This window comes from Agrobacterium salinitolerans (genome assembly GCF_027498475.1).
In the GTDB taxonomy this organism is placed as follows: domain Bacteria; phylum Pseudomonadota; class Alphaproteobacteria; order Rhizobiales; family Rhizobiaceae; genus Agrobacterium; species Agrobacterium salinitolerans.
Genome location: NZ_JAPZLN010000004.1, coordinates 213,890 through 239,938, shown reverse-complemented (window position 1 = coordinate 239,938; position 26,049 = coordinate 213,890). Strand labels below are relative to the sequence as shown.

Sequence of the window (26,049 nt, the reverse complement as noted above, 5' to 3'; positions counted from 1 at the left end):
GCGCTGAAAGCGTGGCTCTAAAAATTGGTCCCGGTGATCGGAGGTTTCGGACTCCGATCACCGGGACCTTGCTTTTGGGCAATGTCAGCCGGCCCGTCGCGGAGCAGGAATTGTGGCCGTCCCGACCGGAGAAAACGGCGGTGCGACCCTAGCCCAGCATCACCATATGCGCGGGTAACTGCTCTTCGAAGAATTTCGAGAAAGTCGCGATGCGCGGCGGCAGTGCCTGATAGGGCGGATAATAAAGCGTCAGCCAAAGTTCCGGCGGAGCCCAGTCAGGCAGGACATGAACGAGCCGGCCGCTGCGGATATGTTCGGCAATGTGAAATCCCGGCAGCATGGCCACACCGGCGCCTTCCGCCGCCATATCGGCCAGAACCTCGCCATTATTGGCGCTGAATGCGCGGCCGGCCGAGATGGCGATGCTCGATCCGCCGTCCGACAGGACCCAGTTCTCCCGCCGGCTTTCGCCGCTATAGGCAAGGCAATCGTCAGGGGTCAGTTCGCCCGGATGTTCCATCTGCGTGAACCGGCTGCCCGGGGCCGCCACCAATATTCTCGGCACGGCCCTGATCTTGCGCCAGATGGTGAATTTGTCCGATGGGGCCGACGAAATGCGGATTGCCAGATCGTAGTCGTCATCCACGATATTGATCAGGCCGTCCGAGAGCGAAATCTCGAAGCACATCTTCGGATAGAGTTCCCGGAAGCCGGACAGGATCGGCGGCAGCACCGTCTTGCCGAGCCATGTCGGCGCGCTAATCCTCAGCCGCCCCTCATCGGCCTTGTGCGCGTTGCGGACATCGCGCCGGGCATTCTCCAGCGCCTCGACCGCCGGCTGGATCTGTGCGGCGAAGACGGCGCCGTCGGTCGTCAACGACACCTGGCGGGTGGTGCGGACGAATAATTGCACACCGAGATCGTCTTCAAGCGCGGCAATTGCACGGGTGACGGCAGCCGCCGTCATGCCCAGTTCGCGGGCGACCTGCGCGAAGTTGCGCTTTTCGGCCGCCATCAGGAAGGTTTTGAGAGCTTTATAATCGTTCATCGCTATTATTTCAAAAATCGCAATTCATTCGAGAGAAATATTGCAATTCCGCGAGGCAATCAAGCAGGTTACATCTTTATCCATCGAAACGGACACACCAAAGATGAAAGGCGCCGACGATGATCAAGGATATCAAGGGCCTGCACCACGTCACCTCCATGGCGTCGGATGCGCGGCAGAACAACAGTTTCTTCACCGATACGCTCGGCCTGCGCCGGGTCAAGAAAACCGTCAACTTTGACGAACCCAGCGTCTATCACCTCTATTACGGTGACGAAAAGGGAACACCGGGTACGGTCATGACCTATTTTCCCTTCGCCAACATGATGACCGGTCGTCCCGGTGTCGGCGAAGTGGGCGAGACGCAGTTTTCCATCCCGAAGGGTTCGCTGGGCTTCTGGAAAGAGCGTCTCATTGCCAAAGGCGCCGCCGGCATTCAGACCGACACGGTCTTTGGCGCCAATCGCCTGCGCTTCACTGGTCCCGATGGCGATGGCCTTGCACTGATCGAAACCGGCGATGACGCCCGTGCCGCCTGGCTGGCCGAGGGAATTTCCGAAGATAACGCCATACGCGGTTTCACCGGCGCACGCTTTAATTTGCATGACACTGCCGCAACCGAAGAACTGCTGCGTTTCATGGGTTATGATCGGACTGAAGTTGAAGGCAATGTGACACGTTTCGTCATTCCCGGCGGCAACGGGGCAGATACGATCGATCTTGCCGCCCTGCCCAAGACGCCCTTTGCCCGTCCGGGAGCAGGTTCTGTCCACCATATCGCCTTCGCGGTCGAAAACCGCGAGAAGCAGCTGGAAGTGCGCAAGGCGCTGATGGATACGGGCTATCAGGTCACCCCCGTCATCGACCGCGATTATTTCTGGGCGATCTATTTCCGCACGCCGGGCGGCATCCTGTTCGAGATCGCCACCAATGAACCCGGTTTCGACCGCGACGAGGATACCGCGCATCTGGGCGAAGCGCTCAAGCTGCCGAACCGCTACGAACCTTTCCGCAATCAGATCGAGGCGAACCTCGCTCCGCTTGCGGCATAAAGCGGGCTTTTGCTCCGCATCGACTGACTGAAGCATATCCAAGCCATTCAAGACGGCTGCCCCGCTGGCAGCCGACCGGCCAAGCCTTCTCAATTTCCATAGCCGCAGACCGGCAACAACCACCTGAACGGAGAACTGAAAATGTCCAAGCTCGAAGTCCTTACCCCCGCCAACAGCCAGCTCATCTTCATCGACCAGCAACCGCAGATGGCTTTCGGTGTGCAGTCGATCGACCGGCAGACCCTGAAAAACAATGTCGTCGGCCTCGCCAAGGCGGCAAAGATTTTCAATATCCCGACGACCATTACCACGGTCGAAACGGAAAGCTTCTCCGGCAACACCTTCCCTGAACTGCTCGCGGTCTTCCCGGAAAACGACATTCTGGAACGTACTTCGATGAATTCCTGGGATGACCAGAATGTCCGCGATGCCCTGGCGAAGAATGCCGCCAACGGTCGCAAGAAGATCGTCGTCTCGGGCCTGTGGACGGAAGTCTGCAACACCACATTCGCGCTCTCGGCGCTCCATGATGTCACGGATTACGAAATCTACATGGTGGCGGATGCGTCTGGCGGCACCTCCGCCGATGCGCACAAATATGCCATGGACCGCATGGTGCAGGCCGGTGTCATTCCCGTCACCTGGCAGCAGGTGCTGCTTGAATGGCAGCGCGACTGGGCACGCAAGGAAACCTACGACGCCGTCACCTCGCTGGTGAAGGAACATTCCGGCGCCTACGGCATGGGTATCGATTATGCCGTCACCCATGTCCATGGTGGTGAAGAACGCGTCAAGCACGGCAAGCGCATCGGCCCGAACCCGGCCAAGAAATAAGCTTTCACCCGCGCCGCGCCGGCAGGATCGCCATCCAGCCCGGTGCGGCTTTCATCCATCGAGGAGGTTCCCATGAAAGTCTATCTTCTGTCCCTTGGCGCCGGTCTGCTGGTCGGCATCGTTTACAGCCTGCTCAATGTGCGCTCTCCCGCACCGCCCGTCATCGCTCTCGTCGGTCTGCTCGGCATATTGGTCGGAGAGCAGATCATCCCCTTCGCGAAGACGATCGCCGGCAAGGAACCGGCCGCCGTTTCGTGGTTCAACCAGATCAAGCCGCACATGTTCGGCCATATGCCGAAGGGCGGCGCTGAAACAACTGGCCTTGCCGAAGTCAAGCGGCCGACCGAGCGGGAGAGAAGCTGATGACGACACGTCGTACCTTTCTTGGCGCGGCCTCGAGCCTTGCCTTTCCGAATCTGTTTTCACCGGCTAAAGCCGCTGATCCCATCAAGAGCGGAGGTTCTTCCATGCATCCAGATACGATCCTTCACAACGGCCGCGTCACGACGCTCGATCGCGGCAATCCGAATGCAACGGCAGTCGCCATCAAGGACGGACTGTTCCTGGAGGTGGGAAGCGACACCGAGATCATGGCCCTTGCCGGGCCGGACACGAAGATCATCGACCTGAAGGGAAAGCGGGTTCTGCCCGGCCTGATCGACAACCACACCCACGTCGTGCGCGGCGGCCTGAACTTCAACATGGAACTGCGCTGGGATGGCGTGCGCTCGCTTGCAGATGCCATGGACATGCTGAAGCGCCAGGTGGCCATTACTCCAGCTCCACAATGGGTACGTGTCGTCGGCGGTTTCACCGAACATCAATTCGTCGAAAAGCGCCTGCCGACCATTGAGGAGATCAATGCGGTGGCGCCGGATACGCCGGTCTTTTTGCTGCATCTTTATGACCGGGCGCTGCTGAACGGCGCAGCGCTTCGCGCCGTCGGCTATACCAAGGATACGCCGAACCCGCCCGGCGGCGAGATCACCCGCGATGCGAACGGTAATCCGACCGGCCTGCTGCTCGCCAAGCCGAATGCCGGCATTCTCTATTCGACGCTCGCAAAGGGACCGAAGCTGCCGCTCGATTATCAGGTCAATTCCACCCGCCATTTCATGCGTGAGCTGAACCGGCTGGGTGTGACCGGTGTAATCGACGCCGGTGGCGGCTTCCAGAACTATCCCGACGACTACGAGGTGATTCAGAAACTGTCGGATGAGAACCAGATGACGGTTCGGCTGGCCTATAATCTCTTCACCCAGAAGCCGAAACAGGAGAAGGAGGATTTCCTCAACTGGACGTCATCGGTCAAATACAAGCAGGGTAACGACTATTTCCGGCACAATGGTGCAGGCGAAATGCTGGTCTTTTCCGCAGCCGATTTCGAGGATTTCCGTCAGCCGAGACCGGACATGCCGCCGGAAATGGAAGGCGAACTCGAAGACGTCGTCCGGATACTGGCGGAAAACCGCTGGCCCTGGCGTCTGCACGCCACCTATGACGAGACGATTTCGCGGGCGCTCGACGTCTTCGAAAAGGTCAATCGCGATATCCCGCTCGAAGGTCTGAACTGGTTCTTCGACCATGCCGAAACCATCTCCGATCGCTCCATCGACCGTATCGCCGCCCTTGGCGGCGGCATCGCCACCCAGCACCGGATGGCCTATCAGGGCGAATATTTCGTCGAGCGTTACGGCCAGGGCGTGGCGGAAGCCACACCGCCTATTGCCCGGATGCTGGAAAAGGGCGTGAATGTTTCGGCCGGTACGGATGCAACGCGCGTCGCCTCCTATAATCCGTGGGTATCGCTGTTCTGGATGGTGACGGGCAAGACGGTGGGCGGCATGCAGCTTTATCCGCGCGCCAACTGCCTCGACCGTGAGACGGCGTTGCGCATGTGGACCGAAAAAGTCACCTGGTTTTCCAACGAGGAAGGCAAGAAGGGCCGCATCGAAAAAGGCCAGTTCGCCGATCTCGTGGTGCCGGACAAGGATTATTTCTCCTGCGCGGAGGATGAAATCTCCTTCCTTACCTCCGAACTGACCATGGTCGGCGGCAAGATCGTCTATGGCGCCGGCGACTTCAGGACACTCGATGAAAGCAATATTCCGCCGGCCATGCCCGATTGGTCGCCTGTGCGAACCTTTGGAGGTTATGCCGCCTGGGGAGAGCCGCAGGGTGCTGGAAAGAACTCGCTCAGACGCGCAGCCATCACCTCTTGCGGCTGTGCCAGCGATTGCGGCGTCCATGGTCATGACCATGCCGGTGCCTGGACGTCGAAACTGCCGATTGCTGACCTCAAGGGGTTCTTCGGCGCGTTGGGCTGCTCCTGCTGGGCAGTCTGAGCCGATCTTAAAGATCCAACGGGCGGCGCATGCCGCCGTCCGTTGGCATGAAAATCGACCATAAACTCAATATTGCGAAAATAACAATTATATCGAAACTATTGATGCAATTGTTGGCGGTAATCCTTTGCGCCAATATCGCTCCATCAGATGAACGCAGCGCCGCTCGAACCGACCGGCCAGATCGCAGGAGCAAAAATGACCGAGCCATCTTCAACCCTTCGACTTCGCGGCTTCCTCGCAAATGTCGTTGCCGCCCCCACCACAAAGACCCTTGCGCTTCTCGCGCTTTGCTCGGCCTATATTCAGGGGCCGCTGACCAAGATCTTCGACTTCCCCGGCGCTATCGCCGAGATGAACCATTTTGGCCTTCAGCCGGCGGCCGCATTCGCCGTCGTCGTCATCCTGTTCGAGCTTACCGCCTCCGCATTGGTGGTGTCGGGCTTCCTCCGCTGGGCCGGTGCTCTCTCACTTGCAGGTTTCACGCTTCTGGCCACCTTCATCGCTTTGCGCTTCTGGGAAATGGCGCCTGGCATGAACCGCATGATGGCCACCAACGCCTTCTTCGAGCATCTTGGCCTTGCCGGTGCCTTCATCATCGTCGCCGCAATCGATCTCACGAAAGGAACAGGCAAATGAGTGCCGCAAAATCCTCCGCGAGCAGCTTTGCTCCCCTTGCTCAACCGGTTTTCGCCGTCCTCTGGGCGGCGACGGTGCTTGGCAATACCGGCAGCTTCATGCGCGATGTCGCCAGTTCATGGCTGATGACCGATCTTTCAGCCTCGCCGGCGGCCGTCGCCATGGTTCAGGCGGCAGGGACGCTGCCGATCTTTCTCTTGGCAATCCCGGCCGGCGTGCTGACGGATATTCTCGACCGCCGCAAATTCCTGATCGCGGTGCAGCTTCTGCTGGCCTCGGTCAGCGTCACCCTCATGGTTCTTGCTCACACCGGACTTCTATCCGTCAGCGCCCTGATCGGGCTCACCTTCCTCGGCGGTATCGGTGCGGCGCTGATGGGCCCGACGTGGCAGGCCATCGTGCCGGAACTGGTGAAGCGTGAGGATATCAAGAGCGCCGTGGCGCTGAACTCGCTCGGCATCAACATCGCCCGTTCCATCGGTCCTGCCGCCGGCGGCATTCTGCTTGCGGCCTTCGGTGCGGCCGTTACCTATGGCGCCGACGTTGCCAGCTATTTCATTGTCATCGCCGCCCTATTGTGGTGGCCGCGGGTGAAGAACGCCGACGATGCGCTGGCCGAAGATTTCCTCGGCGCTTTCCGGGCAGGCCTTCGTTACACCCGCGCGAGCCGGCCACTGCATGTCGTCCTGCTGCGGGCTGCGATCTTCTTTGCATTTGCCAGTGCTGTGTGGGCGCTGTTGCCTTTGGTCGCCCGGCAATTGCTCGGCGGCGATGCGAGCTTCTATGGCATCCTGCTCGGTGCCGTCGGCGCCGGCGCCATTGGCGGCGCGCTGATCATGCCGAAGCTGCGCGGCCGTTTCGATGCCGATGCCCTGCTGCTGGGTGCGGCTCTCACCACTGCGCTCGTCATGGCCGGGTTGTCCTTCGCACCGCCAAAGTGGCTTGCCATCATCATCCTGCTCTTCCTCGGTGGCGCATGGATCACGGCGCTGACCACGCTGAATGGTGCCGCCCAGGCGGTTCTGCCGAACTGGGTGCGCGGCCGTGGCCTTGCCGTTTACCTCACCGTCTTCAATGGCGCGATGACGGTCGGCAGCCTTGGCTGGGGCGCTGTTGGTGAAGCGACAGGCGTTCCGGGTGCGTTGCTGATTGGCGCTGCGGGATTGCTGATTGCGGGCGTCGTCATGCACCGCCTGAAATTGCCTGCGGGCGATGCGGATATGGTGCCGTCCAACCATTGGCCCGAACCGCTCGTTGCCGAGCCGGTCGCCCATGATCGCGGCCCGGTTCTGATCCTGATCGAATATAATGTCGAAAAGCGTCACCGCTCGGCTTTCCTGCATGCGCTGGACGAACTTTCCCAGGAACGTCGCCGCGATGGCGCCTATGGTTGGGGTGTGACGGAAGACTCCGCCGATCCGCAAAAGATCGTTGAATGGTTCATGGTGGAATCCTGGGCCGAGCATCTGCGCCAGCACAAGCGGGTTTCCCACGCTGATGCGGATTTGCAGGGCAAGGTGCTGGCTTATCATTCCGGGCTGGAAAAGCCTGTCGTGCGGCACTTCCTCACAATCAATCGTCCGGGGAAGGCATAAGACAGAAAGGGGCCGAAAGGTCCCTTTTTTGTTATTGCCGCTGCAACTATCCGGCTATTGCGTAATCCGCTCCAGCACGCGGCTCAATGCTTCTTTCAGAGTCCTTGAACCTCCCTTGCCGTTAAAGTCCAGCAGCACCTGCTCGTTGAGGCCGCCTTTGGTGGCGAATTCGCGGCTGGTCTCGCTAAAATCAGCCTTGCTTCCGGCCAATACCGCCACCTCGGAGAGACCGGCGAATAGGGGAGTAATATAGGAACGGGCCTTTTCTTCTGGCAGACCGTTTTCAGCCAACCATTCGGTCGTTGTCTGCATGATGCCGAAATAGGTGGCCATCAGCGCGCTGGCGGCGGCCAGAAGATCGTATTCCGCTTTCGTCTCGCATTCCACCGCATTACCAAGCACGTTGAAGATTGCAGCCGTATCCGTATCGGCGGGAAAAATGGCGGTGACGCCCTTGCGCCGGGCGACGAAGGGCAGCGGGATCGCTTGGGCGAGACGCACATCCGCGCCGATCCAGTCCAGAAGCGTCTCGCGGCCGGTTGCGGCAACGACGCTGATGATTTTCTGCGCGTCCCGGAACCGGAGAGACCGAATGACTTCCTCAGCTATCTGCGGCCGGATAGCCAGCATGACGGTATCGCAGCCATCGACGATTGCCTGATTATCGCCAGAGACGATCACCTGTGGGAAATCGGCGGCAAGCCTGGCGGAAATATCGGCACTGCGTTGTGACACCATCACATGTGGAACGGCGGCGGGCTTCGCGAGCAGGCCACGCACCATCGCGTCGGTGATGGCGCCGGTTCCGATAAAGCCGATTTTCTGAGGAAGTGACATGAAGTCTCCGCTGCGGCGATTGGACCGAGAGAAGCATCGGTCGTTTCATTTTTCGTCCGATGCTAAATTTTCTGCCGGGAATTGTCGACAAGCAGGCGACGCAATCTGCGGGACCATAGTGATTATGCTGGGCGGTGCTCGCGAAATGCCGCGGCGAGTGTGCGTAACGCTTCCCGAGATCTGCCGTCCGTCAGGGTCGAGAACATGATGATTTCCGTGGAAGGCAGTGGCGGCAGGCCAAAACGCTGGCTGACCTCCACGGTGCCGGGTGGCGCAAGACGGCAGGAGAAGGCGGAAACCGCAAGGCCCGCCGAGACGGCGGCGGTCACCATCGACGATGTGCCGCCGAGAAACACTTCCGTCCACGCAATCGCAGCCGCATCCAGGGCGCGGGTGGCGATGTCGCGCACGCCACAGGCGGGTGAGAGCGCCGCCAGCCGCAGCGGTTCACCCTGACGATATTCGAATTGCGGGGTCGCATACCAGCCGAAGTGTTCCGGTCCGAGCACTTCGCCGTCGCGCCGGTCATCCTCGCGCCGGATGATCGCCGCATCGATCTCCCCGCGGTCGAAGGCGTCCAGCAGGGATCGGGAATGATCCATGCGCACTTCAATCGTAAGCCCGGGGTCGTGGTCGTTGAGACGTGCAAGCAGGGTCGGAACCTCCGGTCCCGCAACGTGGGCGGCAATGCCAAGGCCGAAGCGGCGGCGCGGCGAGGAAAGACCCGCCAGCGCCCGATCATGCGCGGCGAGAAACTCGCGGGCGGGGGCCAGAAACACCGCGCCCTGCGCTGAGAGCCGCACGGAGCGCGGCGTGCGTTCGAGCAGCCGCTGGCCGAGCCTATCTTCCAGCCGCTTGAGCTTGACGCTGATGGCGCCCTGAGTGGTACCGAGCGCTTCGGCAGCACGGGTGAAGCTCTGCATATCGGCGATGGTGACGAAGGCCTCGACGGCCTCAACATCCAGCGTGCTCATATCGATCATTCCAATTTGTTGTCTCTGAAATAGCCAATCATCCAATTCAGTTATGGTCAAGCTTTGTCTAGCGTACCTCCTCCACAGACCGGTTTTCGCAGTGGCGGACCGACCCATGAAAGGCTGAAGAATGACCCTTGCCGTTACCGCACCAGCAAACAGCAGAAGCGCCATGGCGCTCGCTGCCGTTTGCCTCTCCGCCCTGATGTTCGGGCTGGAAATTTCCAGCGTTCCGGCGATCCTGCCAACACTCGAACAGGTGCTGCATGCGGATTTCCGCCAGCTTCAGTGGATCATGAACGCCTACACGATCGGCGTAACGATGGTGCTGATGGCGACGGGGGCGCTGGCAGATCGCTTCGGTCGCAAACGTGTCTTCATCGCCAGCATCGCCGCTTTTGCACTCTCCTCTCTGGCCTGCGGAATGACGGAAGACGTCTCGGTGCTGATCGGCGCCCGTTTCCTTCAGGGGCTGAGCGGCGGAGCGATGCTGGTGTGCCAGATCGCCATCCTGTCGCATCAGTTCCGCACGGCACGCGAACGCGGCATGGCGTTCGGGTGGTGGGGTGTCGTCTCGGGCATGGGGCTGGGCTTCGGCCCAATCGTAGGCGGCGTCATCGTTGCGCTTTGGAGCTGGGAATGGGTTTTCCTCGTTCACGTCCTGCTCGGCGCGGGAACATGGCTGCTTGCCGCCGGCGGCGTTGGGGAATCGCGTGATCCGGAGGCGGCGCGTCTCGATCTTGCCGGCATGGTCACGCTTTCAGTCGCCGTTTTTTGCCTTGCCTTTTTCATCACCCAGGGACCCGCGCTCGGTTTTGTGGGCCCGGCGGCGCTTCTGATCCTTGGCATTTCTCTGGCAAGCTTCATCGCCTTCGTGATTGCTGAAAAGCTTAGTTCAAGACCGATGTTCGATTTCTCCGTCTTCCGCATCAGGCCTTTTTTGGGGGCGATCATCGGCTCTGCGGCGATGAATATCAGCTTCTGGCCATTCATGATCTATCTGCCGATCTGGTTTCAGGCGGGCCTCGGTTATGACAGCGTCACCGCCGGCCTCGGCCTGCTTGCCTATACGCTGCCAGCGCTGGTGATGCCGCCCTTGGCGGAGCGCCTGTCGTTGCGCTATCAGCCGCGCCTCGTCATTCCGGCCGGGCTGTTCACCATCGGTCTCGGTTTTATGCTGATGAAATTGGGAAGCGGCATCGAAAATGCGAGCTGGCTCACCATGCTGCCCGGCTGCATCCTCGCCGGTATCGGGCTGGGGCTGACCAATACGCCCGTCACCAACACCACCACGGGTGCGGTTTCTCCCGCCCGTTCCGGCATGGCCTCGGGCATCGACATGAGCGCACGGATGATTTCGCTCGCCATCAACATCCCGATCATGGGCTTTATTCTGGTCGAGGGCGTCCAGGCTTCGCTTTGGGCAAACCTGCCTTCCGGTGCGGATGTGCATGAAGTGCAGTCGCTGGCGGAAAAGATCGCGGCGGGAACTGCCGGCGCCTCGGCGCAGGGGATTTCGGAAGAACTCGTCCATCGCGCGCTTGCGGACGGGTTCGGGCTGGTCATGCTCTATGCCGGCATCAGCGTCTGGTTCCTTGCCGCCATCAGTTTCATGATCTTCGGTCCGGCGCGAAAACCCGTCCGAGGTTAGGGCGACGGCTGCCAGAGGGAAAGCTGTTTTCTTCGCCTCGTCATTAGCAGCGTTGCGCCTGCAAGCGCGGAAACAGGGCCGCAGCATGCTGGAATGGATCAGCTTTATGGATGATGCCAGCTCGGGAAAATCTGCGATCCCGTGGCTTGTTTACCATCGTATCGCACACGCCTGTGCGGATCTCTCACAGGCGTGTGCAACTGCCGATGTCTTATTTCACCTGGGCGACGACCAGCTTGCCGTTTTCGCGTTCGGCGACGAACTCGATATTGGCGCCTTCCTTGAGCTTGGCGAGGATCGCATCGTCCTTGACGCGGAACACCATCGTCATGGCCGGCATGTCGAGGTTCTTCAGTTCTTCATGGATGATGGTGACCTTCTTGGCTGCAGTATCGACCTTTTTGACCGTTCCCTTGGTGAATTCTTCCGCGAATGCACTGAGGGGAGCGGTGAGCAGGAGTGCCGTTGCAACGGCGATTTTTACGATGGTCTTCATGGTCAGATTCCTTTGTTGCCGGGTTACTTTGCCGAAACTTTGAGATCGCCGCGCATGCCGGCTTCGTAGTGCCCGGGTTTCAGGCAGGCGAATTCGAACATGCCGTCATTGGTGAATTTCCAGACGATTTCGCCGCTTTCGCCGGGCGCGAGGCTGATGGCGTTCGGATTGTCATGTTCCATCTCTGGAGCCTTCGCCATGACGGCCTTGTGCTCCAGATTGGCCTTCTGTTCGTCGAGGATGAATTCATGGTCCAGTTCGCCGACATTCTTCACGGCGAAACGCACGGTCTTGCCTTTCTTGAATTCGAATTTGCCGGGAGTGAAGATCATCTTGCCATCGGGTGTTTCCTTCATCGTCACCTGAATGGTCTGGGTCACCTTGGCCTTGTCGCCGGGCTCGCCGATCGCCATTGCTTCATGGCCACCGCCATGGGTGCCGGATGCCAGGGCTGGCGTGGCGAGGGCGGCAACGAGCAGTGCAAGTTTCAGTCTGGTCATGTCATGGTTCCTTGGTTGGTAAGGTTGATCGTATTCAGCCGTGTTTCATCGGGTGCGGCGTGATCTGCGTTTTGGGGTCGGTGGTTTTCTGCGTCTCCGGCAGTTCGCCGGTCCATTCCCAGGCCTGTGTGCCGGGCGGGTTTTCGTACCAGCCGGGATCGGTGTAATCGCCCGCGGAGATGCCTTCGCGAACCTTCACGACGGAGAACATGCCGCCCATTTCAATCGGGCCGTGCGGGCCCCATCCCGTCATCATGGGAACGGTGTTCTCAGGGATTTCCATTTCCATTGCGCCCATGTCGGCCATGCCGGCGGTGCCCATCGGCATATAGTCCGGCCGGACCTTGCGGATTTTTTCGGTCACGGTCTTCTTGTCGACGCCGATGAAGGTGGGGACGTCATGCCCCATGGCATTCATCGTATGGTGCGACTTGTGGCAATGGATCGCCCAGTCTCCGACATATTTGGCGTCGAATTCATAGGCCCGCATGGCACCGACGGGGATATCGATGCTGACCTCCGGCCAGCGCGCCTCCGGCCGCACCCAGCCGCCATCCGTGCAGGTCACTTCGAAATCGTAACCGTGCATGTGGATCGGATGGTTGGTCATCGTCAGGTTGCCGACACGGACACGCACCCGGTCGTCCTTGGAAACCACCAGCGGATCGATGCCCGGGAACACCCTGCTATTCCACGCCCACAGATTAAAATCCGTCATCGTCATGATTTTGGGGACGGAGGCGCCGGGGTTGATATCGAAGGCGTTGAGGAGGAACACGAAATCGCGGTCCACCGGCATGAAGGCCGGGTCCTTCGGATGGATGACGAAAAAGCCCATCATGCCCATCGCCATCTGCACCATCTCGTCCGAATGCGGGTGGTACATGAAGGTGCCTGATTTCACGAGGTCGAACTCGTAAACGAAGGTTTTTCCAACGGGGATATGCGGCTGCGACAGGCCGCCAACCCCATCCATGCCCGACGGCAGGATCATACCGTGCCAGTGGATCGTCGTATGTTCCGGCAGCTTGTTGGTGACGAAAATGCGCACCCGGTCGCCTTCGACGGCCTCGATGGTCGGGCCGGGCGACTGACCGTTATAACCCCAGAGACGGGCGGTCATGCCCTCCGCCATTTCGCGCTCCACCGGCTCGGCGACAAGGTGGAATTCCTTGACGCCGTTGTTCATCCGGAAGGGCAGGGTCCAGCCGTTCAACGTGACCACAGGGTTGTAATCGGGGCCGGTGGTGGGCTTGACCGGGGCCTGGGTCGCGGCCGTTTCCATCACGGCCGCTTCCGGCAGGCTGGTGTTGGATGTTTTCGCCCAGGCCGCCGAGGAGACCATGGCGGCGCCGACACCCAGAAAGTTTCTTCTATTGAACATGGTGATTTCCTTTCTCAGTGTCCGCCACCGCCGCCAGCGGCGGCAACCTCGGTCTCCGCACCTGCCGCAGCACCCGTACCTCCCCCGTAGATGGCGGGAGCGAGGCCGGCCTGCGCGAGCCAGAAGTCGCGTTTGGCATTGATGGCCAGCAGGTTGGAATTGACCTTTTCCCGGCTGTCGGCCAGAAGCTCGAAGGTGTTGGTGATCATGCCATTATAGGTCAGCAGCGACTGCTCCTCGATTTTGGTGCGCAGCGGCACCACGCTGTTGCGGTAGTGTCGGGCGATGTCGTAATTTGAGCGATAGGCCTGATAGGCGGAGCGGGCTTCCGAGCGGACATTGACCGCCTTTTCCGCCAGCAGGTTCGCCGCGCGCATATAGGCGAGTTCGGATTCCCGCATGCGTGCCTGACCGGAATCGAAGATCGGAATGACGAATTCCAGCTCTGCATTGCCGGTTGTCTGCTTGTGTTTTTCGCCATCCTCCAGCTCGCGTTCGGTCTCGAAGCCGGAGCGGATTTCGAGATCGGTCACATATTGGGTGGCTTCGGTGAGCTTGAACGATCGGGCGGTTGCCTCCAGATCGAGCCTGGCCATCTGCAGGTCCACGCGGCGCTGCAGCGCCTCGGCCTCGATCATGTCCCGTTTGGCAAGCGCCTTCGGAAGCGGGGGCAGGCGGTTGGGAATGGTGTATTCGATGTCGGCGCCCCACAGTCCCATCAGCCGCGTCACTTCCTCCTTGGCAAGGCGGGCCTCAAGCCGCGCCTTGGCGATCTGGCCCGTCAGTTCGGCGTAAAAGACCTGCTCGCGGGCTTGGCCCTCTTTGTTGAGCGAACCCGCTTCCCCAAGCTTGACGGCAAGTTCCGAGGCGGCATCCGCCGCGGTCTGTGCCTGCGCCAGCTGGCCGACATTTTCCCATGCCGCCACTGCGGTGATCCAGGCGCGGCGGGTATCAGACGCCAGTTGCAGCGTCTTCAGCGCGGCGCCAAGCTGCGCCTTGCGGAAACCGGTATCGGCGATCTCGACATTTTTCTTGAGGGTGGCGAGCGCCAGAATATTGGTGACGACGACACCTTCGATCGCCTTGTAGGCCCTGAGCCCTGGGGTGCCGATCCCCGTCAACCCGATGCCGATCCGCGGATTGACCAGCATGGTCGATTGCCATGCGGTGGCGGCGGATTCGCCGAGATCGGCATAGGCCGCCTGAAGGCCTTTGTTATTCAGCAGCGCAACCTGCACCGCCGTCTCGACATCAAGGGTCTTGCTCGCTGCCATCAGCGATTTAACGCGGGCCTGCGTCGCCTGCGCCTCGGTCCGGTTCTGCACCCAGACCGCCTGTTTTCCCGTCGCCTCGGATGTTCTGACCGAAACATTGGTGAAACCGGCGTCGCGCGACGCATATTGGGCGGCCGTAACACAGCCGCCAAGAAGAAACGGCAGGCAAAGGGTGGCCGCGAGTTTCGCGCCCAGTTTGAAGGTAAGTATCGTCATGATGCGTCTCCTTTCGGAGCCTGCGCATCGTTCTGGTTCCGCCAGGGCTTCGGGTCCACCGGCGTGCGGTGCGCGTAACCCGCGACCGGGGTCTGATAGCGGATGGGGCCGGCGCCGAGCGACGGGTTTGCCGCGTCGTCATAGGAGGCGGTCTCGTTCATCAGGGATGTGGCTGTGCAGCCGCCCAAAAGCAGGGGCGCTGCAACCACAATGTAAATTGGGTTCATGGTTATTTTCCGAACAGGAGATTCAACGGCGCGACGGCGCTAAAGCCGCTCACGCACGGTCACTGCCCAAAGGCGGGCTTTGCCTGTTCAGATATTCGGGGGACGGTGAAGCAGCGGAGTCTGGCCCAGCGCCTTGCTGTCATCGAGGAACGAGCGGATGCTGTTGACGACGGGTCTGCCAGTAGTGTCGTGGCTGATCAGGACCGCCATGCCGAGACAGAAATCGCCGCAGCATTGGGGCTTTGCGGTTTTTTGGGCGCCGCTATCATGCTCGGCGGTCATGTCGTTGTGATCATGACTATCGGACATCATGGTTGAACCGCCATGGTCCATCATCGCGCCGTGGTCGAGCATGGCGGACTGATCGTGCTGCATTCCACCGGCTTCGGCAGGATGCATTGCGGCATCGACAGTGGAAACGCTATAGCCCGCCAGTGACAGGATCATCACCAGTCTGAACAACAGGGCCATTAATTTCGATGCTCGCAACATCTCACGCATGCTGGATAGAAAAGCTGCAGTCCTGTGATTTGTCAATGGATATACCTCATAACCATTGACGAAAGCCGTCATGTCGCATTCCCGCGCAGCGCGGGTGGCAAGCGTACTGGCGTAGCTTGCGGCCTATTCTCCCGTTGCGCGACATTGAAGAGGAGCGAGCGGATAGGGTCGCCCCTGTCCGTCGAGGGCGGAGCGTCCCGTCTGTTCGAATCCCAGCTGGCGATAACCCCATGGCCCCGACGATCCTGCTCCCCGCATCTGCCGCCCATCTCTCCTGTCAAAAAATCTTTCTCGAAAAAAGTGCTTGCAAAACGGGGCTCGAGAAAAATAGATAAAACGAACTTCTATCTATTTATTTTGAGGGAAAGATCGACAGATGGGCCAGATCATGACGCAAATTGACAGAAATCTAGCTCCAATTGCGAGTCTTGGAGATCGTTCGTCGCTTGAGGAAGCCATAATTATCTATAATTTGCCGTTTAACGATCTTCTGTTCCGCGCCCAGCAGTTGCATCGCTGTCATTTCGATCCCAACGCCATCCAGATGAGCCGGCTTTTATCCATCAAGACCGGCGGCTGCCCGGAGGATTGCAGCTATTGCAGCCAGTCCGCCCGCAACCCGACAGGCCTCAAGGCCTCCAAACTCATGGAAGTGGAGCGGGTGCTGGCTGAGGCGCGCAAGGCGAAGGAAGGCGGCGCGACGCGTTATTGCATGGGTGCTGCCTGGCGCAATCCCAAGGAGCGCGACATGGAGGCCGTGGTGGCCATGGTCGAGGGCGTGAAGGCGCTCGGCATGGAAACCTGCATGACGCTCGGCATGCTGACGCCGGAGCAATCCGAACGGCTGGCCGATGCCGGTCTCGACTACTACAACCACAACGTCGACACTTCCGAGCGGTTTTATTCTGAGATCATCACCACCCGCACCTTCGAGGACCGGCTGGAAACGCTGGCCAATGTCCGAGATGCCGGCATCAAGGTCTGCGCCGGCGGCATTCTCGGCATGGGGGAAACGGTGGAAGACCGGATCTCGATGCTGGTGACGCTCGCCAATCTACCGGTTCCGCCGGAAAGCGTGCCGATCAACATGCTGATCCCGATCCCCGGATCGAAGCTTGCCAATGCCGATCCCGTCGATCCCATCGATTTCGTCCGCACCATCGCGCTGGCGCGTATCCTCATGCCGCGTTCGCATGTGCGGCTTTCGGCCGGGCGCACGGAGATGAGCGATGAGACACAGGCGCTCTGTTTCCTGGCCGGCGCCAACTCCATCTTCATCGGCGAGACGCTGCTGACGGCGGATAATCCGGGTGAGGACCACGACACAGCGCTTTTCCGCCGTCTGGGCCTGAAGCCGATGGAATTGCAGTCTGGGGAGGCGGGAGGGTGCCGGTGAACCTTGCGGCGTTCTCCCCCTATGAGGCGAAGCTTGCCGGCCTGGAGCGCAAATCGCGGCTGCGCGCACTTGCTCCTCAACAGGGGGTCGACTTCACCTCCAACGACTATCTTGGGCTTGCCGATTCACCCCGGCTGAAGGCGGCAATCGCCGACGCCATCGGAAGGGGCGTGCCGGCGGGGGCCGGCGGCTCGCGGCTGCTGCGTGGCAACCATCCCGAACATGAGGCGCTGGAAGCGGAAGCGGCGGTGCTTTTCGGGGCGGAAAAAGCGATCAATTTCGGCAGCGGTTTTGCCGCTAATGTCGCACTGTTCTCCACATTGCCGCTGCGGGAAGACCTCGTTCTTCACGACGCCCTGATCCATGCCAGCGTCCATGACGGTATCGTGGCCGGCAAGGCGAAGGCGATCGCGGTGCCGCATAATCAGGTCGAGGCATTCGAACGGGAAATAATCCGCTGGCGGCAAGAGGGTGGCCGGGGCCGACCGTGGATCGCCGTCGAAAGCCTTTATTCCATGGATGGCGACCGTGCGCCGCTTTCGGCCCTGGCTGATCTTGCCGGGAAATATGAGGGCTTCCTTGTCGTCGACGAGGCCCATGCCACCGGTGTTTTCGGCCCCGGCGGGCGTGGCCTTGCCGCGGAGCTGGAAGGCCGGGACAATTTGGTGGCGTTGCACACCTGCGGCAAGGCGCTCGGTCTTTCCGGTGCGCTTTTGAGCCTGCCGGCGGTTCTCGCCGATTATCTCGTCAACCGCGCCCGCGGTTTCATCTATTCGACCGCACCTTCGCCGCTGATGGCTGCGGCGGTTCGGGAAGCCCTGCGCATCGTCGACGATGAACCATGGCGGCGCTTGCGGCTGGCGGAACTGGTAAACTTTGCTGGCGAGGAGCTTCGCTCCCGGCTCGGCGTTGCGCCCAGCGGCTCGCAGATATTACCGGTGATGATAGGCGACAATGCCCGTTCGCTGCGTATCGCCGCGCATTTGCGGGAGGGTGGTTTCGATGTGCGGGCGATCCGCCCGCCGACGGTGCCGGAGGGCACGGCGCGCCTGCGCATCGCCATCACGCTCAATGTGGATGAAAGCCAGATCGCCAATATGATCGGGCTGCTCGCCCTTTCGCTTGCGGAGGAGCGGAAATGAGCCCTCGTTTCGTCATCTCCGGCACCGACACGGGCATCGGCAAGACGGTTTTTTCCGCAGCGCTGACCCAGGCCCTGCAGGCATATTACTGGAAACCCGTGCAATCCGGGCTGGAGGAAGAAACAGACAGCGAGACGGTGGAACGGCTGGGTGGCGTGCCGCGCGGGCGTATTCTACCGGAGGCCTATCGCCTGAAAATGCCGGCTTCGCCGCATCTGTCGGCCCGCGGCGAGAATATAACGATCGATCCCGCGCTGCTGCTGCCGCCGCAAACGGATGGACCGCTGGTGATCGAGGGGGCGGGCGGGCTTCTGGTGCCGCTGACGGACACGGTGCTCTTCGCCGATATCTTCGCCCGCTGGCAAATTCCGCTTGTGTTATGCGCAAGGACGTCGTTGGGCACCATCAACCACACGCTGCTCTCGCTCGAGGCGTTGCGGCACCGTGCCATTCCCGTGCAGGGCGTGGTTTTCATCGGAGACGAGAACCGGGAAAATGAGCGCGTCATCGCCAATATAGGCGCCGTTCGCCCGCTCGGACGTCTGCCGCGCCTGCCGGAGATGACATCGGAGGCGCTGCATCGGGCCTTTGCGCGACACTTCAATCTCGCTGATTTTCTGGAGACGCCGGCATGAGCCGTTCCCCGATCTGGCATCCCTTCACCCAGCATGGGCTGGAACCGCCAATGAAACGCGTGGTTTCTGCGGAAGGCGCATTTCTCGTCGATGAGGACGGCAATCGCCTGTTCGACGCCATTTCCTCCTGGTGGGTCATCACCCACGGGCACCGGCACCCGGCGATCATGGCGGCCATCCGCGCTGCGACAGAGGCCTTCGATCAGGTCATTTTCGCCGAGTTCTCCCATGAACCCGCCGAAACGCTGGCGCGCGGGCTGATCGAGCTTGCGCCCGCCGGGTTAAGCCATGTGTTTTATTCCGATAGCGGCTCGACTGCGGTTGAGGTAGCGCTGAAAATGGCGCTGGGATATTTCCATAATCGCGGAGAAAAGCGCGACCGTATCGTGGTGATGGAGCACGGCTATCACGGCGACACTATCGGCACCATGTCGACCGGTGAGCGCGGTGTGTTCAATGCCGCTTACGAACCGCTGCTCTTCGGCGTCGACCGGCTGGCTTTTCCGGAAGCGGGCAACGAACAGCACACGCTGGACATGTTCGAAAACTTCTGCCGTTCAGGCCGTATCGCCGCCCTGTTGGTCGAGCCGCTGGTGCTCGGGGCGGGCGGCATGAAGATTTACGGCGCGGATGTTCTGGCCGGGCTGAAACAGATCGCCGAACGCCATGGCTGCCTCGTTATTGCAGACGAGGTGATGACGGGCTGGGGCAGAACCGGAACCATGTTCGCCTGCGAACAGGCCGGCATTGCCTCGGATATTCTGTGCACCTCCAAGGGCCTGACCGGCGGCTCCTTGCCGCTGGCGGCAACGCTGTGCAGCGCGGAAATCTTTGATGCGCATTTTTCGACGGATCGCCGCAAGACCTTCTTCCATTCCAGTTCCTATACGGCCAATCCGATCGCCTGTGCTGCGGCCGTCGCCAATCTTCAGGTCTGGCGGGATGAGCCCGTGCTTCAACGCATGGGGCAATTGCAACAGGTTCTGCACGACAATCTCCAGCGATTTGCGGATGACCGGCGTTTTACCGGTATTCGGCAAATTGGGACCATCGCGGCCCTCGATCTCGTGACGCCCGCCGGTGGGTATCTCGCCGAGGCGGGGCCGCGCATGCGGCAATTGTTTCGTAAGCGCGGGTTCGTTATCCGGCCGCTCGGCAATGTGCTTTACCTGATGCCGCCCTATTGTTCGACGGCGGAAGATTTAAGCAGCGTCTTTGACGCCATCGACGAGGTGGCCGGGATCGTCACCGAAACCGCTCCGCTAAAATCGCGCGCGCTCGGCATCGCGTGAAAACAGGGTGCGGCCATGTTTAGCCTGTTCCAGAACCGTCTCCGAAAGTCCTGACAATGCAGACCCGTTCTTCCCGCATGGCCGGTTTTGGTCATGCCGTTCCGTCAAGATGTGTTGAAAATGCCGAGATTGAGACCAGTCTCGGGCTGGAAGCCGGCTGGATCGAGCGGCGCACCGGCATCCGCACGCGTTATTGGGCGCAAGAGGACGACACGCTGAGCGGCCTTGCGGCGAGAGCCGGCCGCATGGCGTTGGAAGACGCCGAAATCGCCTCCGATGACATCGCATTGACGCTGCTTGCGACTTCCACGCCGGATCATCTTCTGCCGCCCTCGGCGCCGCTGCTCGCACACAGGTTGGGCCTTACCCGATCCGGCGCGATCGATCTTGCCGGGGCCTGTTCCGGCTTTCTTTATGCGCTCACGCTTGCGGATGGCTTTGTCCGCACCCACGGCCGCGCCGTGCTCGTCGTTGCCGCCAATATATTGAGCCGTCGTATCAATCCGGCGGAAAGGGCAAGCGCTGTCCTGTTCGCCGATGCCGCCGGCGCTGTCGTACTCAAGCCCTGCCGCCAGGCGCAGCGTGGGCTTTTGTCGGCCGATCTCGTTGCGGATGGCGGCGGTTACGATCTGATCCAGATAGCGGCGGGGGGCAGTAGCCAGCCCTTCTCAGCCGATACCTCCACTGAGGAGGCGCTGATGACAATGCGTGACGGCCGCGAGGTTTTCTCCCGTGCCGTGACGCTGATGACCGAGACCGCGCAAAGGGTGTTGCATGAAGTCGGAATGACGGCAGTCGATATCGACCGTTTCGTGCCGCATCAGGCCAATGCCCGTATGTTCGACGCCGTCTGCGGCAATCTCGGCATTGACAGGCAAAAGACGGTCCGCACCATAGAAAGCTTCGGCAATTCTTCCGCCGCAACCATTCCGCTTTCGCTCTCCGTCACCAATGCCGAAAGGCCTCTCGCAGAAGGCGAAATCCTGCTTTTGAGCGCCGCCGGCGCCGGTATGACGGGTGGAGCGGCCGTTTATCGCGCATGAACGATGCAGGGCACGGGATGTCGCGATGCTGTGCTGTATTCACAACTCAGGAAGCTGACTTTATTTGGAGAAATTTGGCTGTGGAACCTGGACCTTCATGGGGTACGGAGGTGCTGCATAAGGCGGGTTTCCACATCAAGGATGAGCTGCCTGATTTAGGCAGGTTGTTCAAGCTGGGCCGTGTGGTTTCGCGACATTAAGCGCATGATGCCGATGAAAGCTGCGACTGCAGCTGAACCGAGCAAGGCGGCGACCGACAAGGCCCATGCGACGCCGACCTCGTTCATCATGAAAGCCAAGACAAACGGTGCAGTCGACGAGATGACCAAACGGATCGAAAGGATTTGGCCTTGACGTTTTCCGTAACCTTGGCTTCCGAAGAGGACTAGCGGAAGAGTGCCTTGCACAATGCTGCTGAGGCCTGAACCCAGGCCGAAAACCACCGCAAACACCAGAGCACCTGGAACAGATGGAGCGGTGGCGATCAGAATAATGAGCGCCGCTGGCAACAGAACGGCGGAAATGAGTGCCAAGGTCAATTGAGACAGACCGCTCCCGAAAACCATATTAACGAAGCGGCTCAGAACTTGAGATGGACCAAACAGTGTGCCGACCATGACGGCCATGGCTCCAAGCCCGAGTCCGGAGAGAACGGGAACCATGTGTACGAGCAGCGCGGCGTTGACGAAACTCTCAAGCGCAAAGCCCGTCACCATCAGGACGAACGCAGCTGGTCGTATCGAAGGTTGCAGACCGGGAGCCACTTGCCTGGCCGGTTCGCGGCTCGCGCCCTTGCGGTTTCTTGTAACCTTGAACGACAGCCACGCGTGAAGTGGCAAGCAGACCGAGAGATTGAGCGCAGCGAAGACCAGATAGACCTGCTGCCACGACATGTGAGCCTGTAGCGCTGTCGTAATCGGCCAGAAGATCGTTGAAGCGAAGCCGGCGATCAGTGTCAGGTAGGTGATGCTGCGCTGCGCGACGTCCGGCTTGATCTGGACGAGCAATGCGAAGGCCGCTCCATATTGCACCAGGTTGGATGCCGTCTCGATCGCGATCAGCGAGAGAACGAATGCCACCTTGCCGGAAGAGAGGGCGCAGGCCACCAGCGCCGCGGCGGCGATTGCCGAGCCGCCCGTCATGACACGGCCGGCGCCGAACCGATCGATCCATTTCCCCATCGTGGGCGCGGCGAGGCCCCCGATCAGGAGAGCGGCGGATAGTGCGCCGAAAATCCATTCCAACGACCAGTCCAAATCTCGCGCCATGGCGGGCGCGAGAATGCTGAAGCTGTAATAGAGACTTCCATAGCCAATGATCTGGGTCAGACCGAGGGCAAGGATCGCGGCGACAGGAACCTTGTTATCGCTCATCGAACCTGTACCAACGTGTTGTCGGCACGGGCAGCACCGTTGCATCCGCATCCCGTTTGCTGGGCCGCCTTCGCCGCCGCGTCGGCCACGCAGCAGGCATCAACATTCGCTGGCGCCGGGCCGCCGCAACACCCCCCGGACTTGCCGTCTTGCGTGCCGCTCACGCCAAGATCGACGCTGCAGACACCTGTCTTCGGCAATACCAAATGGACCTCGCGCGCCGCCTTGTGATCGCCGGCGATCTCCGCCGCCACGGAGCGCACCTGCTCGTATCCGGTCGCCATCAGGAAGGTGGGCGCGCGCCCGTAGGACTTCGACCCGACGATCGTAAAGCCAGGTTCCGGATGCGCGAGTTCGACGATGCCATGCGGAGGCACGTCGCCACAGGAGTGGAGATTGGGATCGATCAGCGGCGCAAGCGCCGGCGGCGCCTCGACGGTAGGATCGAGTGCGATACGCAGTTCGCGCAGGAACGAGTGATCCGGCCGGAATCCCGTGGTCACAATGATCCGATCGACGACGATCGAGTATCGCGCACCAGCGAGCATTGCCTCCACGCGCAGACTGTAACCTTCCTTCTGAATCCTGTTCACCGCGAACGGTGTCAACATGTTCAGGCGACCATCCTCCATGGCGCTCTTGGCGGCAAGGCCGAGCGCGCCGCGCTCCGGCAACTGATCGTTCAATCCGCCGCCTAGCAGGCGGTCGAGGCCACCACGACGAAGCGCCCAGAATATCTCCGTGCCCGGTTCTGCCTCCTGAACCTCCATCAGCGCCAGCGCCGCATTGATCGCGGAATGGCCGCCGCCAATCACGAGGACGCGCTTGCCCGCAAACTTACCCCTCTCTACGCCAGCGACATCGGGAATGCCATACGAGATGGAATCGGAAGCCGCCGTCTCGCCGGGGACGGGTAGGCCGTCGACGCCGATCGGGTTCGGTTGCGTCCAAGTGCCGGAGGCGTCGATCACAGCGCGGGCCCGAACCCGAGCTTCCTCGCCATCTTGGTCCCTGTATCTGACGAGGAAGGCCGAAACGTCGCGGCCGGCGGACGAGACTTTGTCCAGACCCTCGCGGGTGATCGCGGTGATGGTGGCGCCCAGCTTGAGGTTCCGCGCGATCTGCGGGAGTGCGGCGAGCGGCTGCAGATAGGCGCCAACAATGTCGGACCCGGTTGGCAGAGCATCTTCATCAGGGCCTTGCCATCCAGCGTTCTCAAGAAGGGAGCGGGCGGCTGCGTCAATATTGTATCTCCATGGAGAGAACATGCGGACATGTCCCCACTCGATCAGCGAAGCACCAACCGTGTCGCCGCGCTCGAAAACAATTAACGGGATGCCACGGATGGCGAGATGCGCTGCGGCGGCGAGACCGACCGGTCCAGCACCAATGACGGCCACGGGAAGTTCACCAGCATTCAACATGACAGTTCCTTCGATATTTCTAGTAATTTAGAATTATATGGGCAAAAAAAGGGATCATTCCGCGGCCTCCACGGTCTTCGATGAACAGTTGGCATCGGCACAGCATTCGTCAACGAGATAGCCGACTAGTGCCTGCATCTCCGGATAGTTGGCGCGGCAGATCAGCGTCGTCACTTGCCGTTCCTGGGTCACGAGGCCGGTATCGACCAGGCGCTTCAGATGATGGGAGAGCGTCGACGCCGCGATATCCAGCTTTTCCTGAATGCGGCCTACGGGCAATCCATCCTCTCCGGCGCGAACAAGCGTCCGGTAGAGTTGGAGGCGGGTGATATTCCCGAGGGCTTCAAGCTGGGCGGCTGCTACTTCGATTTTCATGGAAATAAAATGGCTCGCATTCACCACGACGTCAAGGCTATTTCGACAGATGTGGAAATAGCCTTGACGCGGTCAGATCGTAGCAGGAGGATGGCTTCATGCGCCCGTCGGCGTCGAATTCCTGAAAGGCCTCGGCGACCGACGACTGGTTGGGAACGGTGATCATGCGCATCCAGCGGCTGAGAACCCGGAGCTGGTTGATGGCGTTGAACGACTGCGATCCGCTCAACACCTGCATGAGCGCAAGCGTCTTGCCCTGCGTCGGCCGGACTGAGTCGACAGACAGCGGAATCCAGTCGATCTGCGCTATCGGCAGCAATGGTCGGAAGGTCATCCGATGAACAGCCAACCCAACAGTGCCATCGAGAACGGCTTGACCGCCCAGTTCACCAGCAGCGTTACGCCGATGCCGCACCAATCGACCGGACTGTATCTCGCCGTCAATAAAGCGGATCAAAGTGGCCGGCTCCGTATCCACGAAACGCGGCTTCAACGGCTAATTCATCGGTATCAACGCCGAGAGCGCACGATCATTGAATGAAGCGGATTGTAGCAGAATTCAGGCGGAATCTTGCCAGTCATCCGCGCGCGACAGGCGGAATTTCGCCCGCTGTCGTTCGGGACCCTTTTTCTTCACCGCAAATTCAATTAGTTAGAGTTGGCCCGTCTTTTGCTGCTTTGGCGTCACGCGGTTCCGTTCCGGTAACGGTCGCGTCGATCACAAATGAGTGGGAGGAACCCAGTGAACAGCATACTGAAACGCGCCATCATTTTGGCAATCGCAAGCACGTCCATCACCTTTTCCGGGACAGCGGCAAAGGCGGCGGATTTCATCAACATCCTGACCGGCGGCACATCGGGCGTTTATTACCCGCTCGGCGTTGCGCTCTCCAAGATCTACGGCGAGAAGATTGAAGGTGCTCGCACCCAGGTTCAGGCGACGAAGGCCTCGGTCGAGAACCTCAACCTGCTGCAGCAGGGTCGCGGTGAAATCGCCTTTGCGCTGGGGGATTCGGTCAAGCTGGCCTGGGAGGGTAACACGGATGCCGGATTCAAGGCCCCGCTCGATAAGCTGCGCGGGATCGCGGCCATCTATCCGAACTATATCCAGATCATGGCGTCGAAAGAATCCGGTATCGCCACCCTTGCCGATTTCAAGGGCAAGAGCCTTTCCGTCGGCGCGCCGAAATCCGGCACGGAGTTGAATGCCCGAGCGATTCTTGCCGCTGCCGGCATGAGCTATGCAGACCTCGGCAAAACGGAATATCTGCCCTTTGCCGAATCCGTCGAGTTGATGAAGAACCGGCAACTCGATGCGACGCTGCAGTCTGCCGGTCTCGGCGTCTCCTCTTTCAAAGATCTGGCAACCTCCGTCGAGGTACAGATGGTCACGATACCCGAGGAAATCGCCACGAAGCTCGGCGCGCCCTACATCAGCGCAACTGTTCCAGCCGGCACATATCAGGGCCAGACCAGCGATGTGAAGACGGTTGCGGTCGTCAATTTCCTCATCACACATTCCGAGGTTTCCGACGAAACCGCCTACCAGATGACCAAGCAGTTGTTCGAGAACCTGCCGGCGCTCGAGGCGGCGCACAAGGCGGCAGCGAATATCCGCATCGAGGACGCGCTCAAAGGCATGCCTGTTCCCCTCCATCCAGGAGCTGAGCGCTTCTATAAGGAAAAAGGTCTGCTTTAACGGCGACGGGCGGCGTCCGGCGCCGAGGTTGCTGCTGCGGCCATTGCGCCTCGGCCTCTGGAAGCACGGCCCTCCAGCGGGCCAGCGCCGCCCACAT

25 protein-coding genes and 3 pseudogenes are annotated in these 26,049 nt (G+C 60.5%); 13 read left to right on the top strand and 15 right to left on the bottom strand.

Translation table 11 applies throughout. From position 1 onward, the window contains the following. Positions 1-148: 148 nt before the first annotated feature. Positions 149-1,048: a LysR family transcriptional regulator gene (locus O9X91_RS16315; RefSeq protein WP_137411308.1), complete on the bottom strand. Its 900-nt coding sequence runs from the start codon at positions 1,046-1,048 to the stop codon at positions 149-151. Between the two features lie 119 nt (positions 1,049-1,167). Here O9X91_RS16315 and O9X91_RS16310 point away from each other — a divergent pair, with 119 nt between their 5' ends. The 6 genes from O9X91_RS16310 to O9X91_RS16285 all read left to right on the top strand — a co-directional run bounded on the left by O9X91_RS16310 (position 1,168) and on the right by O9X91_RS16285 (position 7,513). Next, positions 1,168-2,100, top strand: coding sequence for a VOC family protein (locus O9X91_RS16310; protein ID WP_077983586.1), 933 nt, complete (start codon positions 1,168-1,170; stop codon positions 2,098-2,100). Positions 2,101-2,241: 141 nt separating this feature from the next. Beyond that, complete coding sequence (locus O9X91_RS16305) at positions 2,242-2,934, top strand: hydrolase (RefSeq protein WP_077983585.1); 693 nt, start codon at positions 2,242-2,244, stop codon at positions 2,932-2,934. Between the two features lie 72 nt (positions 2,935-3,006). Further along, the gene (locus O9X91_RS16300; protein ID WP_137411310.1) at positions 3,007-3,297 is read left to right on the top strand and encodes a XapX domain-containing protein; all 291 of its coding nucleotides are present in this window, start codon (positions 3,007-3,009) and stop codon (positions 3,295-3,297) included. After that, positions 3,297-5,279, top strand: coding sequence for an amidohydrolase (locus O9X91_RS16295; protein WP_137411311.1), 1,983 nt, complete (start codon positions 3,297-3,299; stop codon positions 5,277-5,279). Before O9X91_RS16300 ends, O9X91_RS16295 begins: the two co-directional genes overlap by 1 nt. Positions 5,280-5,477: 198 nt before the next feature. After that, entirely contained in the window at positions 5,478-5,918 is a 441-nt protein-coding gene (locus O9X91_RS16290) for a DoxX family protein (RefSeq protein WP_142913532.1), read from the top strand. After that, positions 5,915-7,513, top strand: a complete 1,599-nt coding sequence (locus O9X91_RS16285) for an MFS transporter (RefSeq protein ID WP_142913531.1) — start codon at positions 5,915-5,917, stop codon at positions 7,511-7,513. The genes O9X91_RS16290 and O9X91_RS16285 overlap by 4 nt, the downstream gene beginning before the upstream one ends. Before the next feature lie 54 nt (positions 7,514-7,567). On the opposite strand, the gene O9X91_RS16280 is transcribed toward O9X91_RS16285, so the two are convergent. Both O9X91_RS16280 and O9X91_RS16275 read right to left on the bottom strand, forming a co-directional pair. Then, the gene (locus O9X91_RS16280; RefSeq protein ID WP_142913530.1) at positions 7,568-8,350 is read right to left on the bottom strand and encodes a pyrroline-5-carboxylate reductase; all 783 of its coding nucleotides are present in this window, start codon (positions 8,348-8,350) and stop codon (positions 7,568-7,570) included. 122 nt (positions 8,351-8,472) lie between these two features. Further along, a complete protein-coding gene (locus tag O9X91_RS16275) occupies positions 8,473-9,324 on the bottom strand; it encodes a LysR family transcriptional regulator (protein ID WP_162520545.1) in 852 nt (283 codons plus the stop codon). Between the two features lie 130 nt (positions 9,325-9,454). Here O9X91_RS16275 and O9X91_RS16270 point away from each other — a divergent pair, with 130 nt between their 5' ends. Next, positions 9,455-10,975: an MFS transporter gene (locus tag O9X91_RS16270; RefSeq protein WP_142913528.1), complete on the top strand. Its 1,521-nt coding sequence runs from the start codon at positions 9,455-9,457 to the stop codon at positions 10,973-10,975. A gap of 211 nt (positions 10,976-11,186) precedes the next feature. Here O9X91_RS16270 and O9X91_RS16265 read toward each other — a convergent pair whose 3' ends face one another. The 7 genes and pseudogenes from O9X91_RS16265 to O9X91_RS16235 all read right to left on the bottom strand — a co-directional run. Continuing rightward, a complete protein-coding gene (locus tag O9X91_RS16265) occupies positions 11,187-11,471 on the bottom strand; it encodes a copper-binding protein (RefSeq protein WP_142913527.1) in 285 nt (94 codons plus the stop codon). A gap of 23 nt (positions 11,472-11,494) precedes the next feature. Next, positions 11,495-11,971, bottom strand: a complete 477-nt coding sequence (locus O9X91_RS16260; protein WP_142913526.1) for a cupredoxin domain-containing protein — start codon at positions 11,969-11,971, stop codon at positions 11,495-11,497. A gap of 34 nt (positions 11,972-12,005) precedes the next feature. Then, positions 12,006-13,355: a multicopper oxidase family protein gene (locus O9X91_RS16255; protein WP_142913525.1), complete on the bottom strand. Its 1,350-nt coding sequence runs from the start codon at positions 13,353-13,355 to the stop codon at positions 12,006-12,008. Between the two features lie 14 nt (positions 13,356-13,369). After that, the gene (locus O9X91_RS16250) at positions 13,370-14,845 is read right to left on the bottom strand and encodes a TolC family protein (protein WP_269833608.1); all 1,476 of its coding nucleotides are present in this window, start codon (positions 14,843-14,845) and stop codon (positions 13,370-13,372) included. Continuing rightward, positions 14,842-15,072: a hypothetical protein gene (locus tag O9X91_RS16245; RefSeq protein WP_142913523.1), complete on the bottom strand. Its 231-nt coding sequence runs from the start codon at positions 15,070-15,072 to the stop codon at positions 14,842-14,844. Before O9X91_RS16245 ends, O9X91_RS16250 begins: the two co-directional genes overlap by 4 nt. A gap of 87 nt (positions 15,073-15,159) precedes the next feature. Next, positions 15,160-15,573, bottom strand: a complete 414-nt coding sequence (locus O9X91_RS16240) for a hypothetical protein (RefSeq protein ID WP_142913573.1) — start codon at positions 15,571-15,573, stop codon at positions 15,160-15,162. A 123-nt stretch (positions 15,574-15,696) separates the two neighbouring features. Further along, positions 15,697-15,798 (bottom strand): annotated as a pseudogene (locus tag O9X91_RS16235) (acetyltransferase); the annotation flags it as partial. A gap of 151 nt (positions 15,799-15,949) precedes the next feature. On the opposite strand from O9X91_RS16235, the gene bioB reads away from it, so the two are divergent. Genes bioB through O9X91_RS16210 form a run of 5 tightly spaced genes read left to right on the top strand, consistent with a single transcriptional unit; the run spans position 15,950 to position 21,081 of the window. Further along, positions 15,950-16,969: a biotin synthase BioB gene (gene bioB / locus O9X91_RS16230; protein WP_142913522.1), complete on the top strand. Its 1,020-nt coding sequence runs from the start codon at positions 15,950-15,952 to the stop codon at positions 16,967-16,969. Continuing rightward, positions 16,966-18,111 (top strand): 8-amino-7-oxononanoate synthase, encoded by a 1,146-nt coding sequence (locus O9X91_RS16225; protein ID WP_142913521.1) that lies wholly within the window; start codon positions 16,966-16,968, stop codon positions 18,109-18,111. The genes bioB and O9X91_RS16225 overlap by 4 nt, the downstream gene beginning before the upstream one ends. Beyond that, positions 18,108-18,746: a dethiobiotin synthase gene (gene bioD, locus O9X91_RS16220; RefSeq protein WP_077983570.1), complete on the top strand. Its 639-nt coding sequence runs from the start codon at positions 18,108-18,110 to the stop codon at positions 18,744-18,746. The genes O9X91_RS16225 and bioD overlap by 4 nt, the downstream gene beginning before the upstream one ends. After that, positions 18,743-20,038, top strand: coding sequence for an adenosylmethionine--8-amino-7-oxononanoate transaminase (locus O9X91_RS16215; RefSeq protein WP_142913520.1), 1,296 nt, complete (start codon positions 18,743-18,745; stop codon positions 20,036-20,038). Before bioD ends, O9X91_RS16215 begins: the two co-directional genes overlap by 4 nt. Positions 20,039-20,094: 56 nt before the next feature. Next, positions 20,095-21,081: a beta-ketoacyl-ACP synthase III gene (locus O9X91_RS16210; RefSeq protein ID WP_142913519.1), complete on the top strand. Its 987-nt coding sequence runs from the start codon at positions 20,095-20,097 to the stop codon at positions 21,079-21,081. 155 nt (positions 21,082-21,236) lie between these two features. On the opposite strand, the gene arsK is transcribed toward O9X91_RS16210, so the two are convergent. The 5 genes and pseudogenes from arsK to O9X91_RS16185 form a co-directional block, all read right to left on the bottom strand. Then, positions 21,237-22,454 carry an arsenite efflux MFS transporter ArsK gene (gene arsK, locus O9X91_RS16205; protein ID WP_142913518.1) on the bottom strand — a complete coding sequence of 406 codons (1,218 nt, stop codon included), beginning with the start codon at positions 22,452-22,454 and terminating at the stop codon, positions 21,237-21,239. After that, the gene (locus O9X91_RS16200; RefSeq protein ID WP_269823859.1) at positions 22,451-23,878 is read right to left on the bottom strand and encodes an NAD(P)-binding domain-containing protein; all 1,428 of its coding nucleotides are present in this window, start codon (positions 23,876-23,878) and stop codon (positions 22,451-22,453) included. Before O9X91_RS16200 ends, arsK begins: the two co-directional genes overlap by 4 nt. A 54-nt stretch (positions 23,879-23,932) precedes the next feature. Further along, positions 23,933-24,253: an ArsR/SmtB family transcription factor gene (locus O9X91_RS16195; protein ID WP_077983565.1), complete on the bottom strand. Its 321-nt coding sequence runs from the start codon at positions 24,251-24,253 to the stop codon at positions 23,933-23,935. Between the two features lie 76 nt (positions 24,254-24,329). Then, a pseudogene (locus O9X91_RS16190) lies at positions 24,330-24,560 on the bottom strand (NAD(P)H-dependent oxidoreductase); the annotation flags it as partial. After that, a pseudogene (locus tag O9X91_RS16185) lies at positions 24,549-24,670 on the bottom strand (arsenical-resistance protein); the annotation flags it as partial. The pseudogenes O9X91_RS16190 and O9X91_RS16185, both read right to left, overlap by 12 nt. A gap of 337 nt (positions 24,671-25,007) precedes the next feature. Between O9X91_RS16185 and O9X91_RS16180 the strand changes: the two are divergent. Continuing rightward, positions 25,008-25,952, top strand: coding sequence for a TAXI family TRAP transporter solute-binding subunit (locus O9X91_RS16180; protein ID WP_077983564.1), 945 nt, complete (start codon positions 25,008-25,010; stop codon positions 25,950-25,952). The last annotated feature ends 97 nt before the right edge of the window (positions 25,953-26,049 follow it).